At 72.1% G+C, this 13,255-nt stretch carries 13 protein-coding genes; 3 read left to right on the top strand and 10 right to left on the bottom strand.

The genetic code is table 11. The features are described from left to right. Positions 1 to 44 precede the first annotated feature (44 nt). Positions 45 to 1,079: a class II fructose-bisphosphate aldolase gene (gene fbaA, locus E2C04_RS02110; protein WP_135831355.1), complete on the bottom strand. Its 1,035-nt coding sequence runs from the start codon at positions 1,077 to 1,079 to the stop codon at positions 45 to 47. A 122-nt stretch (positions 1,080 to 1,201) separates the two neighbouring features. Here fbaA and E2C04_RS02105 point away from each other — a divergent pair, with 122 nt between their 5' ends. Then, positions 1,202 to 1,408 carry a hypothetical protein gene (locus tag E2C04_RS02105; protein WP_135831354.1) on the top strand — a complete coding sequence of 69 codons (207 nt, stop codon included), beginning with the start codon at positions 1,202 to 1,204 and terminating at the stop codon, positions 1,406 to 1,408. Positions 1,409 to 1,430: 22 nt separating this feature from the next. On the opposite strand, the gene E2C04_RS02100 is transcribed toward E2C04_RS02105, so the two are convergent. The 5 genes from E2C04_RS02100 to E2C04_RS02085 all read right to left on the bottom strand — a co-directional run bounded on the left by E2C04_RS02100 (position 1,431) and on the right by E2C04_RS02085 (position 4,983). Further along, positions 1,431 to 2,093 (bottom strand): YdeI/OmpD-associated family protein, encoded by a 663-nt coding sequence (locus E2C04_RS02100; RefSeq protein ID WP_135831353.1) that lies wholly within the window; start codon positions 2,091 to 2,093, stop codon positions 1,431 to 1,433. Positions 2,094 to 2,102: 9 nt separating this feature from the next. Beyond that, on the bottom strand, positions 2,103 to 3,266 hold the full coding sequence (locus E2C04_RS02095) for a right-handed parallel beta-helix repeat-containing protein (RefSeq protein WP_135831352.1): 1,164 nt from the start codon (positions 3,264 to 3,266) through the stop codon (positions 2,103 to 2,105). Further along, positions 3,263 to 3,574: a hypothetical protein gene (locus E2C04_RS18395; protein ID WP_202977857.1), complete on the bottom strand. Its 312-nt coding sequence runs from the start codon at positions 3,572 to 3,574 to the stop codon at positions 3,263 to 3,265. The genes E2C04_RS02095 and E2C04_RS18395 overlap by 4 nt, the downstream gene beginning before the upstream one ends. Further along, positions 3,567 to 4,244 (bottom strand): NAD-dependent epimerase/dehydratase family protein, encoded by a 678-nt coding sequence (locus E2C04_RS02090; RefSeq protein ID WP_202977856.1) that lies wholly within the window; start codon positions 4,242 to 4,244, stop codon positions 3,567 to 3,569. The genes E2C04_RS18395 and E2C04_RS02090 overlap by 8 nt, the downstream gene beginning before the upstream one ends. A gap of 85 nt (positions 4,245 to 4,329) precedes the next feature. Then, entirely contained in the window at positions 4,330 to 4,983 is a 654-nt protein-coding gene (locus E2C04_RS02085) for a TrmH family RNA methyltransferase (RefSeq protein WP_229721432.1), read from the bottom strand. Between the two features lie 97 nt (positions 4,984 to 5,080). Here E2C04_RS02085 and E2C04_RS02080 point away from each other — a divergent pair, with 97 nt between their 5' ends. Beyond that, the gene (locus E2C04_RS02080) at positions 5,081 to 5,857 is read left to right on the top strand and encodes a DedA family protein (RefSeq protein WP_229721354.1); all 777 of its coding nucleotides are present in this window, start codon (positions 5,081 to 5,083) and stop codon (positions 5,855 to 5,857) included. Positions 5,858 to 5,945: 88 nt separating this feature from the next. On the opposite strand, the gene pyrE is transcribed toward E2C04_RS02080, so the two are convergent. Continuing rightward, entirely contained in the window at positions 5,946 to 6,500 is a 555-nt protein-coding gene (gene pyrE, locus E2C04_RS02075) for an orotate phosphoribosyltransferase (RefSeq protein ID WP_135831350.1), read from the bottom strand. A 92-nt stretch (positions 6,501 to 6,592) separates the two neighbouring features. Here pyrE and E2C04_RS02070 point away from each other — a divergent pair, with 92 nt between their 5' ends. Then, positions 6,593 to 7,759 carry a pyridoxal phosphate-dependent aminotransferase gene (locus tag E2C04_RS02070; RefSeq protein ID WP_135831349.1) on the top strand — a complete coding sequence of 389 codons (1,167 nt, stop codon included), beginning with the start codon at positions 6,593 to 6,595 and terminating at the stop codon, positions 7,757 to 7,759. Between the two features lie 138 nt (positions 7,760 to 7,897). Here E2C04_RS02070 and E2C04_RS02065 read toward each other — a convergent pair whose 3' ends face one another. The 3 genes from E2C04_RS02065 to clpB all read right to left on the bottom strand — a co-directional run bounded on the left by E2C04_RS02065 (position 7,898) and on the right by clpB (position 13,181). Next, positions 7,898 to 9,166: a hypothetical protein gene (locus E2C04_RS02065; RefSeq protein WP_135831348.1), complete on the bottom strand. Its 1,269-nt coding sequence runs from the start codon at positions 9,164 to 9,166 to the stop codon at positions 7,898 to 7,900. Positions 9,167 to 9,226: 60 nt separating this feature from the next. Then, positions 9,227 to 10,441 carry a hypothetical protein gene (locus E2C04_RS18185; RefSeq protein ID WP_188420761.1) on the bottom strand — a complete coding sequence of 405 codons (1,215 nt, stop codon included), beginning with the start codon at positions 10,439 to 10,441 and terminating at the stop codon, positions 9,227 to 9,229. 139 nt (positions 10,442 to 10,580) lie between these two features. Beyond that, entirely contained in the window at positions 10,581 to 13,181 is a 2,601-nt protein-coding gene (gene clpB, locus E2C04_RS02055; protein ID WP_135831347.1) for an ATP-dependent chaperone ClpB, read from the bottom strand. Positions 13,182 to 13,255: the final 74 nt, after the last annotated feature.

Raw genomic sequence — 13,255 nt, 5'->3', positions numbered from 1 at the left:
CCGGCTCCCCGAGGGGAACCGGCCGTCCGTCGTACGTCTGGGGCTCAGGCACCCAGGGTGGTGCCGGCGGAGCGCAGATTCTGGCAGGCCTCGACGATGCGGGCAGCCATGCCGGCCTCGGCAGCCTTGCCCCACGAGCGCGGGTCGTACATCTTCTTGTTGCCGACCTCGCCGTCGATCTTGAGGACGCCGTCGTAGTTCTGGAACATGTGCGTCGCCACCGGGCGGGTGAAGGCGTACTGGGTGTCGGTGTCGATGTTCATCTTCACGACGCCGAAGTCGACCGCGTCGGAGATCTCCTGCTCGGTCGAGCCGGAGCCGCCGTGGAAGACCAGGTCGAACGGCTTCGAGCCCTCGGCCAGGCCGAGCTCGGAGGCGACGGCCTCCTGGGCGGCCTTGAGGATCTCGGGACGCAGCTTGACGTTGCCCGGCTTGTAGACACCGTGCACGTTGCCGAAGGTCAGGGCCGTCATGTAGCGGCCCTTCTCGCCGACGCCGAGCGCGCGAGCGGTGGCCAGGGCGTCCTCGGGGGTGGTGTAGAGCTTCTCGTCGATCGCGCCGACGATGCCGTCCTCCTCGCCACCGACGACACCGATCTCGATCTCGAGGATGATGTTGGCCGCGGCGCAGGCAGCGAGCAGCTCCTCGGCGATGACCAAGTTCTCGTCCATCGGCACGGCCGAGCCGTCCCACATGTGCGACTGGAAGAGCGGGTTCTCGCCACGCTTGACGCGCTCGGCCGAGAGGGCGACGAGCGGGCGGACGAAGCCGTCCAGCTTGTCCTTGGGGCAGTGGTCGGTGTGCAGCGCGATGTTGACCGGGTAGTTCTTCGCGACCTCTGCGGCGTAGGCGGCGAAGGCCGCGGAGCCGGTGACCATGTTCTTCACGGTCGGGCCGGAGAGGTACTCCGCGCCGCCCGTGGAGATCTGGATGATGCCGTCCGACCCTGCCTCAGCGAAGCCCTGCAGGGCAGCGTTGAGGGTCTGCGACGAGCTGACGTTGATGGCCGGGTACGCGAAGGACTTGGACTTCGCGGCGTCGAGCATCTCGGCATAGCGCTCGGGGGTGGCGATGGGCATGGGATCTCCTCGGTAGACAGGACCTGCTCGGCTCGCATCCTAGTCGCCATCCGGCCCGGCGCCTCCTACCCCTCCGGGGGCAGGCGGACCACCTCCGCCCCGCCTCTGAGAGGCTGGGCGGCATGGAGACGGTGCTGATGGTCGACACCTACGTCGCGATCGTGGTCGCGCTGTACGTCGTCGTCCTCGGCGCCCTCAAGGTCGTGCCGTGGGTGCCGCACGTGGTCTGCGGAGTCATCGTGACCTTCCTGGTCCCGCTCATCGGGCCGCTCGGCATCCTCGCGGTCGGCGTCTGGTTGCACCTGCGCCACCTACGCGCCCTGGGGTGAGGACAGGGCTGGGGGCTCGACCTCAGTCGCTGTCGCCCAGCCCCAGCTCGGCGCGCAACCGGCGCGCCCACGCCGGCTCGCCGCCGTACCGCTGGTGCTTGACCAACCGGCCGTGGCGGCAGTCGTCGACCAGGGCAGCCATCCGCGTCTCGACGGTGGCCTCCCGCTTGGCCGACGTCACCCAGTGCACCACCACCTTGCGGTAGGAGCGGCCGGCGCCGGCCCAGAACGCGGCCGCGACCGGGTCCTCCTGGAGACGGGCGAGCAGCGGCGCGGGCAGCTCGTCGGCGACCTCGCTCTCGAACGAGTAGATCCCGGTGCGCGCCTCGCTGCGCAGCTCGTACGCGGCGATCCCTGCCGGGTGCATCCGGCCCTCGGCCAGCAGCCGCTCGACGTGGGCCACGTTGACCTTGCTCCAGTTGCTGCCGCGGCGACGCGGGGTCCAACGCTGGCGTCGGGTGTCGGCGTCGATGCCCTGGGAGACGGAGTCGATCCACCCGAAGCAGAGCGCCTCGGGGACCGCCTCGGCCCAGGTCAGCCCGTGGTTCTCGACGTGCTTGCGGCGCAGCCCCATCCACAGCTCGGGGGCCGTGGCGTGGTTGGCCTCGAGCCAGGCGCGGAACTCCTCCGGCCCGCTGAAGAAGAGGGCCGGCTTCTCGGGGGTGCCGCCGGGCGTGCCGATCATGGCCTCACGCTACCGACGTTCGTACGCGCCGAGGTCGACGCGACCCTTCACCGGTCGGCGTACGCGGTGCGCGGGGTGAGCGTACTCCCAGCGCGCCCGTGCCCCCCGGCCCACGGCGACGCCACGGTTGATGGCCACCGACCCCTTGCGCAGCCGGAAGTTGCCGCGTCCGGCGGCGAGGAAGGCACGCGGGCCGACGCGGCGGTTGGCCCGGGCGTCCACCGGCCGGTCGGCGAGGGCGCCGGGTCCGTGGAAGAGGTTGTTGCGGAGCACCGCACCCGAGCCCGCCGCGAGGCGGAGGTAGGTCCCGACCTGCTGGCGGTTGACGAAGGTGTTGTTGACCAGCCGCAGCCGCCGCGACGAGTGCGTGAGCCGTTCGGCCCCGTAGGAGACCAGGCCAGTGTTCTGCGAGCGCGGCCCCTGGACGACCAGGTTGCCGACGAGCAGCGCGTCGCCGCCGTTGGGCAGGTCGACCGAGTAGGAGCCGGTGCCGTCGGCGTCGTCGAAGCGGTTGGCGAGCAGCGTCGTGCGGGCCGCGCGGGACTTGAGCTGGTGGCCCACGGAGGCACCCCACAGCCAGCTGCCGGTGACGGTCAGCGAGCGCACGGCACCGACGTACAGGTTGTGGCTGAGGCCGTCGCCCGCGCCGTTGCGGAAGAAGCGGGAGTCGCGCACCACGATGTCGCTCCGGTCGTCGGCGACGGTGAGCAGGCCCATCTGGTTGTGGTGGAACCAGCTGCGCACGACCACCAGGTCGGTGCCCTCGCTGCGGATCCCGGCGCCGTTGCGGTCGGGCACGACGGAGCCGGAGAACTCGATGCCCTCGACCCGTACGCGGTCGCCGGAGATTACCCACGTCGCCTTGCCCTGGGCGTGGCGACCGGCGGCCTTGAGGTGCGCGCGTACGGCCTTGCCCGACCGGACCGAACGCAACGTCAGGTCGTCCTGCGGCCAGGTCGCGACGTCACCGGAGTAGACGCCTGCGTCGATCAGCACGGTGTCCCCGTCGCGGGCCACCGCCGCGGCCGCGCTGGGGGTGGTGAGCGCGCGGTCGGGCCCCACACGCAGGGTGCGGGGCTTCGCCTCCGCGGACGGCACCGGCACGGCCACGGCGGGGCCGAGGGCGAGCACGGGTGCGAGCACCAGGGCCAGGGCAGCGAGTGCGCCCCTCATCCGAGCAGCTCCCGCTCCAGCTCGGCCGGCAGACCGTGCACGGGACGGTCGGGCCGTTGCGGCGCCACGCCCTCGGTCTGCATCCACGCCCAGGTGTCCGCGACGGTCTCCGCCACCGGGCGACAGCGCAGCCCCAGGGCCGCGGCGCGCGCTGGATCGCCCTCGAGGAAGCCGGCGTACTCCCCCGACTCGGGCACCCAGCAGGGCAGCTGGATCCACGGCTGCACCCCGGCCGCAGCGAGCGTGGACTCGTCGACCCAGCGCAGGGTCGCATCCGAGCCGGTGGCGGCGATGCAGGCCTCAAGCAACGTCCGCGTGGTGGCGTGGCCCGAGCGGGAGACCACGTCGACGGGCCCGGCGACGTCGCCGGCGACCGCGTCGAGGAGGAAGGCAGCGAGGTCGCGCGCGTCGACGTACTGACTGCAACGGGCGGTCCGGGCGCCCGGGCGCCACGACCTCACCGCCGGCGGCGATCCGGCCCAGCCACCACGGCAGGCGGCCGATGTCCTCGTGGGGGCCGAGGATCAGGCCGGCACGGGCCAGCACCGCGTGCGGGAAGTGGGCGACGATCCCCAGCTCGGAGCCGCGCTTGGCGACGTCGTAGGCGGCCTCGTCGCCGAGCCGCGTGTCGGAGTCGACCACCGGGGACGACTCGTCGACGTGCTCGCCCCACACGTAGACCGACTCGCTCGAGACGTAGCCGAGGTGCCCCACCCGGCCCTGCAGCGCCGCCGCGGTCGCGGTGGCCACCCGCGGCGCCCCCGCCCAGGTGTCGATGGCGAGGTCCCACGTACGCCCGTCGGCGGCCGCCGCGAGGGCTGCGCCGTCGGTGCGGTCGGCGGTCAGCACCTCGACACCGTCGGGGAGGCGGCCGGTGACGCCGCGGTGCAGCGCCGTCACCCGCCAGCCACGCGCCAGGGCGTCGGCGACCAGCGCCCGTCCGACGAAACGGGTGCCACCGAGCACGAGGAGGTCCATGACGTCATCGTGGCGGCAGCCGCTGACAACCGGGAGGGGCGTTCGCCCACAGCGGAGTCACAGGGCGCAGTCACACAGCGGAGCTTCAGCCGCGCCAGGCGTCCTCGCCGGAGAGGTCGGCGTGCTCCCGGATCCACGAATGCATCGCGATGGCGGCCGCCGACGACGCGTTGATCGAGCGCGTCGAGCCGAACTGGGCGATCGAGAAGGTGCCGTCGACCACCGCGTGCGCCTGCGCGGAGAGCCCCGGGCCCTCCTGCCCGAAGAGGAAGCAGACCCGCTCGGGCATCTCCATCGTCTCGAGGTGGGCGCTGCCGGGCAGGTTGTCGATGCCCAGCAGCCGCACCGGTTGCTCGAGGGAGTGGAGGTACGCAGCCAGGGCCGGCACGTCCTCGTGGTGCCGCACGTGCTGGTAGCGGTCGGTGACCATCGCGCCGCGACGGTTCCAGCGGCGGTTGCCGACGATGTGCACCTCGGCGGCCAGGAACGCGTTGGCCGTGCGCACGATCGTGCCGATGTTGAAGTCGTGCTGCCAGTTCTCGATGGCCACGTGGAAGGTGTGCCGGCGGGTGTCGAGGTCGGCGACGATCGCCTCCACCGACCAGTAGCGGTAGCGGTCGACGACGTTGCGGCGGTCGCCGTGCTCGAGCAGCTCGACGTCGTACTGCGCGCCGTTCGGCCACTCCTCGCGCCCGCCGGGCCACGGCCCGACCCCCACCTCGGGCTGCCCGTGCGGCATCGGGTCGTAGGGAGCCCGCTCCTGGCTGCTCACGTCCACGGTGTCCACGGTGTCGTCCATTCCGTCAGGTTAGGCGGGGACAAGTACGCTGACGCGCGTGAGCCCCCTTCATCACCTGCAGTCCGTCATGCTCGAACCGATGCTGTTCGGGATGAAGTGGATGGATCCCGAGTGGCTGCTGTCGCAGTTCGGGGCCGAGCTCTTCTGGCTGAGCCTGCTCATCATCTTCGTGGAGTGCGGGCTCTTCTTCCCGTTCCTGCCCGGTGACTCGCTGCTCTTCGCGATGGGCATCTTCCTGGCCCACCCCGACACCGGGATCGACATCTTCCCCGGCCCGGTGTGGCTGGAGCTGGTGATCGGGATGGCGCTCTTCGTCGTCGCCGGCTTCGGCGGCAACGTGGCAGGCTACGAGATCGGGCGCAAGATCGGGCCGCCGCTCTACGAGCGTGACGGCAAGGTCCTCAAGCGCAAGTACTTCGACCAGACCACTGCCTTCTTCGACAAGCACGGCAACAAGGCCCTGGTGATCGGCCGCTTCGTGCCGTTCGTACGCACGTACATCACCGTCGTCGCCGGCGTCACCCAGATGGACCGCGGCCGCTTCTTCAAGTGGAGCATGGTCGGCGCAGTCGCCTGGGTCGTCTCGATCACCCTGCTCGGCGCGCTCCTGGGCACCGTCTTCCCGGCGCTCGGCGAGAACATCGACTACGCGATCTTCGCGATCATCGCCTTCTCGCTCATCCCGATGGCGTGGGAGTGGGTCCGCCACCGTCGGACCAACGCCCCCGGCGCCGAGATCGGCCCGCAGGACGGTGGCCCCGACCGCGACATCATGGGTCAGGACGTCGACGGCGAGCGGCGCCACCGCCACTGACGACACACCCCCACGACGCAGAACTGTCGGGTTGATGAGGGCTCGCTCGGCGACTCCATCCATCAACCCGACAGTTGCGTCAGGGGCGTCAGGAGGCGGCAGCCCGCGCAGCGTCCAGGTCGGCCTTGGTCAGCACAGGGCGCACCTCGAGGCCCACGTCGGCCAGCGGGTTCTCGCCCTCGGGCGAGCGGTCGATCGCGCAGATGACGACCTCGACCACAGCGCCTGCAGCGCGCAACTCGCGCACGGCGTCACGCACGGCACCGCCGGTGGTGATGACGTCCTCGACCAGCGTGATGCGCCTGCCGGCCACGTCCGGGCCCTCGGCGAGCTTGCAGGTGCCGTACTCCTTCGCCTTCTTGCGGACGAAGAGCGTCGGGTGCAGCGTGCGGGCACTCAGCGCGGTGGCGATCGGCACGCCGCCCAGCTCGAGGCCACCGAGCAGCTCGGTGCCCTCGGGCACCAGCGCGACCATCTGGTCGGCGACCCGGGCGAGCAGCGCCGGGTCGGACTCGAAGAGGTACTTGTCGAAGTACTCGTGGGAGACCTGGCCGGAGCGGAGCGTGAACTCGCCGCTCAGGCGGCAGCAGGCGTCGATGTCGGCGGCGAGCGTCGGGTCGGTGGGGTGCGTGGCGTCAGACATGGCCCTGATCATCCCAGACCCCGCCGACGGCGCCGGGCGGCCGGTCCCGCGACGGACCCGGCCGTTCGCCCGCCGGCGCTACGCTCGCTGCCATGCGTCCTCCCGCGTCCCGCATCGCCGGCATCGGCGAGACGATCTTCGCCCGGATGTCGGCCCTCGCCACCCGGAGCGGCTCGGTCAACCTCGGCCAGGGCGCGCCTGACGTCGACGGCCCGGCGCTGGCGCTGCACGCCGCCGAGCGCGCCCTGATGGCGGGGCAGAACCAGTACGCCCCCGGCATCGGCATCCCGGCACTGCGCGAGGCGGTCGCCGCCCACCAGTGGCGCCACTACGGGATCACCCTCGACCCCGCCAGCGAGGTCGTCGTCACCACCGGTGCGACCGAGGGGATCGCCGCCGCACTGCTCGCGCTGGTCGACCCGGGCGACGAGGTCGTCGTGCTCGAGCCCTACTACGACTCCTACGTCGCGATGATCCAGATGGCCGGGGGCGTACGCCGACCGGTCACCCTGCGCGCCCCCGACTTCCGGCTCGACGCCGAGGCGCTGCGGGCCGCGGTCACGCCGCGGACCAGGCTCATCCTGCTCAACACCCCGCACAACCCGACCGGCACGGTGCTGACCCGCGCCGAGCTCGACGTGGTCGCCGAGGTGGCGATCGCCCACGACCTGGTCGTGGTCACCGACGAGGTCTACGAGCACCTGGTGCTCGACGTCGCCGCCGAGCACGTCCCGCTCTGCACCCTGCCGGGGATGGCCGAGCGCACGCTGACCCTGTCGAGCCTGGGCAAGTCGTGGTCGCTGACCGGCTGGAAGATCGGCTGGGCCACCGGTCCCGAGCACCTGGTCACCGCGCTGACCACGGCCAAGCAGTGGCTCACCTACACCTCCGGTGCGCCGTTGCAGCCTGCCGCGGCCGTCGCGCTCGACGAGGCGGACGACTTCCCGGCCACACTGCGTACGTCGTTGCGTGCGCGCCGCGACCACCTCGTCGCCGGGCTCAACGGGCTCGGGATCGAGACCTACATGCCGCAGGGCACCTACTTCGCGCTCTCGGACGTCTCCGGCCTGGGCTGGGCCGACGGCATGGCCTTCTGCGAGGCGCTGCCCGAGCGGGCTGGGGTGGTGGCGATCCCGACGAGCGTCTTCCACGACGACGTCGAGGCCGGCCGTCACCTGGTGAGGTGGGCGTTCTGCAAGCAGGAGAGCGTCCTCGAGGAGGGGCTACGGCGGCTGGGCGCCGCCGACCTGCGCGCCTGACCGCAGCCGGAGGCAGGTCCGGCTTCCCCCGAACGCCGGGCCCACCTCGGCGCGAGAAGAGTAGGCAGCCAGGACGAGCCGACGAATCACCCAAACAGGGGGATCGCCGTGGGCGGCGCCGACCGGGCGCCGCCTACCTCATCCTCGCGGCAGCAGCGTCCCGGGCGTGATCGCCGCGGGGCACCAGCTGCGCTCCTCGAAGCGCTCGCACCGGCGGTCGGAGCGGCCGTCGAAGAGCAGCTCCGCGCCCGCGTCGTCGACGGTCTCCACCCCGTCGGGGAGCCAGTGCAACCGGTAGGCGCCGGCCTCGGAGCGCCCCGCCCCGGGCAGCACGGTGCGCACCAGCGCACCCCCCTCGAGCCACCGCACCGCCGTGCCGTCCTGCGCCTGGACGTGGGTCCACTCGCCGTCGTACGTCCACAGCTGCAGCTCGTGGACGTCCTGGTCCTCGACGTCGTCGTCGGCGAGGTCCTCCTCGACCTCACGGATGCGGCGCTCGAACCGCACGGCGACCGTGTCGCCGACCTTGTCGACGGCGTCGACCCGCCAGTGTCTGTCGTAGCCGGGCGGCATCCCGTACTCGGCGGCGACCTCGCCGGTGGCCGGGTCGAGCTCGACGAGGTCCTGCTCGACCACGCAACCACCGCAGTCCTCATTGCTGCCGTTGCGCTGGCGCAGCACCAGCAGCGCGGAGCCGTCGTGGGCGGGCAGGAGCCGCACGACCGGCTCGTTGCGGAGCACCTCAGTGACCTCGAGGTCCTCACCCTCGCCGGTGATGCGCAGGACGCCGTGGTCGGTCTTGGTGTCGTCCTCGGAGTTGATGCTCCACTCGACCCAGGTGACCCCGTCGAGCGTGATCGGGTCGCCGTGCAGGTGCAGCTCGGCGTCGGAGACGGAGCCGGGGTCGAGCTGGTCGGTCGCGATCGCGTCCGCCGGGACGTCGATGACGCGGTGCCCGGTGAGGTCGGGCGCGTAGAGCTCGATGCGCAAGGGGGCGGCGTACGAGAGGAAGGACGCAGCGTTGGGCGTGAGCGAGAAGCTGTCCCAGCGCAGGTCGCCCAGCTCGGGGTCCGCGGGGTCACGCTCGACGGTGCGGACCACACGACCGGTCGGGGCGACCAGCCGGAGGTCGTCAGCCCCCACCGCGAGGAAGTGGCCGTCGCGGGTCCAGGCGCCGGCCGAGAGGGCGCCCAGGGTGACCGACCCGCTCGGGGTGGCGAGGCGGGCTCGGTCGGCGTCGAGGACGTACGCCGGCCCCGGGACCTCGCGCTCGTCGGCCGGGAGGGCCGAGTCGAAGACCGGGTCGTCCCCGGTGAAGAGGTCCACGACCTGGCTGCAGCCGGAGGCCGCCAGCGAGGTCGCGAGCGCGACCACGGTGGCCGCGAGCAGGGGGCGGCTGCGCTTCATGGGGACTCCTCAGGTGCGGAGCCGCCACCGTAGCGACCGGGGCGGTCCCCCGTCAGCGACTCAGCGGTTGCCGAGCCAGGCGCGCACCTCGGGGCGTCGCAGCAGCACCAGGACGGCGATCGCGGCCAGGCCCGGGGGCAGCAGGAGCACCTGGGCGGCGGCGAGGGTGCCGAGCACGCAGAAGGCGGCGGTGAAGGCCGAGGTGATCATCAGGATGATCGCGCCCTGCTTGCGGCGGGCCAGGACGAGCCCGGCGGCCAGCATCGCGACCAGGCTGAAGATCGCCAGACCAACGCCGAAGACGATCATCGTGCCGATCAGCATGTCCGAGGTGATGGCCTCGGCGCCCTGCTGGCCCTCGACGTCCTTGAGGACCTGGTCGATCTCGGCATCCATCTGGCTGGGGTTGACCATCAGGGCCACCACGGCGAAGGCCGACGAGACGAAGGCGAAGCCGGCGAAGAGCCAGGTGAGCAGGGCGGCCCAGAGGGCGGCCGCGGGACGCTTGCCTGCCGGCGGCTGCGGGCCCCACTGCTGCTGGCCGTACTGCGGCTGCCCGTACTGCGGCTGCTGCTGCGGAGCCGTGGCCACGGGGGCGCCGTAGGGCGTGCCGGGCGCGTGTCCGTAGGGGCTGGTCGGTGCGGCGGGCGGTGCCGGCTGCTCGGCCGGCCGGTCGACCGGGGCACCCCAGGTGGGGCGGTCGCCGAAGCCGTCGACCGGGCGGGCGTCGGTCGGCTCGTCAGGAGCGCCGGTGACCTGCGGCGTACGCGGCCCCTCCTCCCGGGGGGCGAAGGGGTTGCGGGCGCCGGAGTCGTCGCGACCCAGCGGGGTCGGGGGCGGCGGCGCGATCCCGTTGAACCAGTTGCGCGACGGCTGCATCCACAGCAGTGCGATGGAGGCAGCGACCAGCGACGACATGAAGCCGCCGGCCACGACGCCGGCGAGGAAGAGGGGCACGGCGAGCACCGTGAGCGCGATCCGGGCCCCGGTGTTGCGCTTGAGCACGAACCAGCCGAGCACCGCCGAGGCGGCTGCCGCCACCGCGGCGACCATCGCGGTGATCCGCAGCGCGCCGAGACCGGTCTCGACGCTCCAGCCGAGGTCGGCGCCCGGCCCCGAGCCGAGGTAGTCCTCGACCATCTCGCGGGTCTCGAGGGAGCGGAGGCCCGTCAGGGTCTCGAAGATGTTGACCACCACGAAGACGGACCCGACGAGGATCATCCAACCCAGCATGGTCACCTGGGGCGGACGGGGCAGTGCTTCTGGCTTGCTCACGCGGTCATTCCATCATGGGGAGCCAACTCGGCCGGACGGCCGCAGGCCGCGCCCCGGACCGGGGTCGACCCCCTGCAGAGAATGATCGAACGACCGTTCATCTCCGCAGGGGGCCTGCCCACCAGCCAGGCGTACGCCCTCAGTCGCGCGCCGCGGTCAGCTCGAGGCCGTCGTCGCCGCGGGCGACCGTGACACGTCCGCCGTCGGCGACCTCGCCGGCGATCAGCATCCGCGCCAGCGGGTCGCCGATCGCGGTCTGGATCAGGCGGCGCAGCGGGCGGGCGCCGTAGGCCGGGTCGTAGCCGGTCGAGGCCAGCCAGGAGCGTGCCTCGTCGGTGACGTCGATGGTGATCCGACGCACCGCCAGCCGCTTCTCCAGCAGCGCCAGCTGCAGGTCGACGATGTGGGTCAGCTCGTCCTGCGAGAGCGCGGAGAAGGTGACGATCTCGTCGAGACGGTTGAGGAACTCCGGCTTGAAGGAGGCCCGCACGACGCCCATGACCTGCTCCTTCTTCACCTCTGCGTCGAGCAGCGGGTCCACCAGGAACTGCGAGCCCAGGTTGGAGGTGAGGATCAGGATCGTGTTGCGGAAGTCGACCGTGCGCCCCTGGCCGTCGGTCAGGCGACCGTCGTCGAGCACCTGGAGCAGGATGTCGAAGACCTCGGGGTGGGCCTTCTCCACCTCGTCCAGCAGCACGACGCTGTAGGGGCGACGGCGTACGGCCTCGGTCAGCTGCCCGCCCTCGTCGTAGCCGACGTAGCCGGGAGGAGCACCGACCAGGCGCGAGACCGAGTGCTTCTCGGAGTACTCGCTCATGTCGATGCGGATGATCGCCCGCTCGTCGTCGAAGAGGAAGTCGGCCAGCGCCTTCGCCAGCTCGGTCTTGCCCGTGCCGGTGGGGCCCAGGAAGAGGAAGGAGCCGGTCGGGCGGTTCGGGTCGGCGATGCCGGCCCGCGAACGACGCACCGCGTCGCTGACCGCGTTGACCGCCTCGGCCTGGCCGATCAGGCGCTCGCCGATCACCGACTCCATCTCCAGCAGCTTGGCGGTCTCGCCCTGCAGCATGCGTCCGGTCGGGATGCCGGTCCACGCCTCGACGACGTCGGCGACCTGCTCGGCGCCGACCTCCTCGCCGACCAGCTTCTCGGTCTCGGCCTGGTCGGTCTCGGCAGCGGCGGCCGCCTCGATCTGCTTCTCCAGCTCGGGGATGTGGCCGTACTGGATCTCGCTGGCCTTGGCCAGGTCGCCCTCCCGCACCAGCCGCTCGGCCTCGATGCGCAGCGCGTCGAGCATCTTGCGCAGCTCGCCCTCGCCCTCCAGCGACGCCTTCTCCCGCTCCCAGCGGGCCTCCAGCGCGCGCAGCTCCTCCTCCTGGTCGGCGAGCTCGCTGCGCAGGTGGGCGAGGCGCTCGACGGAGGCGTCGTCGCTCTCCTTCTCCAGCGCGAACTGCTCCATCTTGAGGCGGTCGACGCTGCGGCGGAGCTGGTCGATCTCCTCCGGGGACGACTCGATCTCCATGCGCAGCCGGCTCGCGGCCTCGTCGATCAGGTCGATCGCCTTGTCGGGCAGCTGGCGGCCGGTGATGTAGCGGTCGCTCAGCGTCGCGGCCGCCACCAGCGCGGCGTCGGTGATCCGCACGCCGTGGTGCGCCTCGTACTTCTCCTGGATGCCGCGCAGGATCTGGATCGTGTCCTCGACGCTGGGCTCGCCGACGAAGACCTGCTGGAAGCGGCGCTCCAGGGCCGGGTCCTTCTCGATCCGCTCGCGGTACTCGTCGAGGGTGGTGGCGCCGATCATGTGCAGCTCGCCGCGCGCCAGCATCGGCTTGAGCATGTTGCCGGCGTCCATCGCGGAGTCGCCGCCGGCACCTGCGCCGACCACGGTGTGCAGCTCGTCGATGAAGGTGATCACCTGGCCGCCGGCCTGCTTGATCTCCTCGAGCACGGCCTTGAGCCGCTCCTCGAACTCGCCGCGGTACTTCGCCCCGGCCACCATCGCGGCCAGGTCGAGGCTCAGCACGCGCCGGCCCTTGAGGGAGTCGGGCACGTCGCCGGCGACCACGCGCTGGGCGAGCCCCTCGACGACGGCGGTCTTGCCGACGCCGGGCTCACCGATCAGCACGGGGTTGTTCTTGGTGCGCCGGCTCAGCACCTGGATGACGCGGCGGATCTCGGCGTCGCGCCCGATGACGGGGTCGAGGCGTCCCTCCTCGGCGGCGGCGGTCAGGTCGACGGAGAACTTCTCGAGCGACTCGTACGTCGACTCGGCCTCCTGGCTCGTGACGCGGCGGTTGCCGCGCACGGCTGTGACCGCCTCGCGCAGGCCGTCGGCGGTCAGGCCGGCGTCGGTGAGCACCTTCGCGGCGCTCGACTCGACGGTCGCCAGGGCGACCAGCAGGTGCTCGCTGGCGACGTAGTCGTCCTTCATCGAGGAGGCGAGGTCGAGCGCGGAGGCGAGCACCCGGGTGAGGGCGGCGGAGGCCCCGGGCTGCTGGACCGTGCTGCCGGTCGCCTTGGGCAGCGCTGCCTGGGCCGACTCGGCGCGGGCCGCGACTGCGGCGACCTCGACGCCCGAGCGGGTGACGAGGCTGCGGGCGACCCCGTCCTCCTGGCGCAGCAGCGCGACCAGGAGGTGGATCGGCTCGGTCTGGCTGTTGCCACCGGTGGTGGCGGCCAGCTGCGCGGCCTCGATGGCCTCACGGCTGCGGGTGGTGAACTTGTCGGCTCCGAACTGGCTCACGGTGTCCTCCTGTGTCGTCCCGGCGGGGGATCTGGTGGCAGTCTCCCGCACCCGCGAGCCGTGGCGAGGACTGT

Source organism: Nocardioides daphniae, from assembly GCF_004777465.1.
In the GTDB taxonomy this organism is placed as follows: Bacteria; Actinomycetota; Actinomycetes; order Propionibacteriales; family Nocardioidaceae; genus Nocardioides; species Nocardioides daphniae.
The sequence above is the reverse complement of the archived record's forward strand: the minus strand, read 5'-3'. Positions and strand labels throughout refer to the sequence as shown.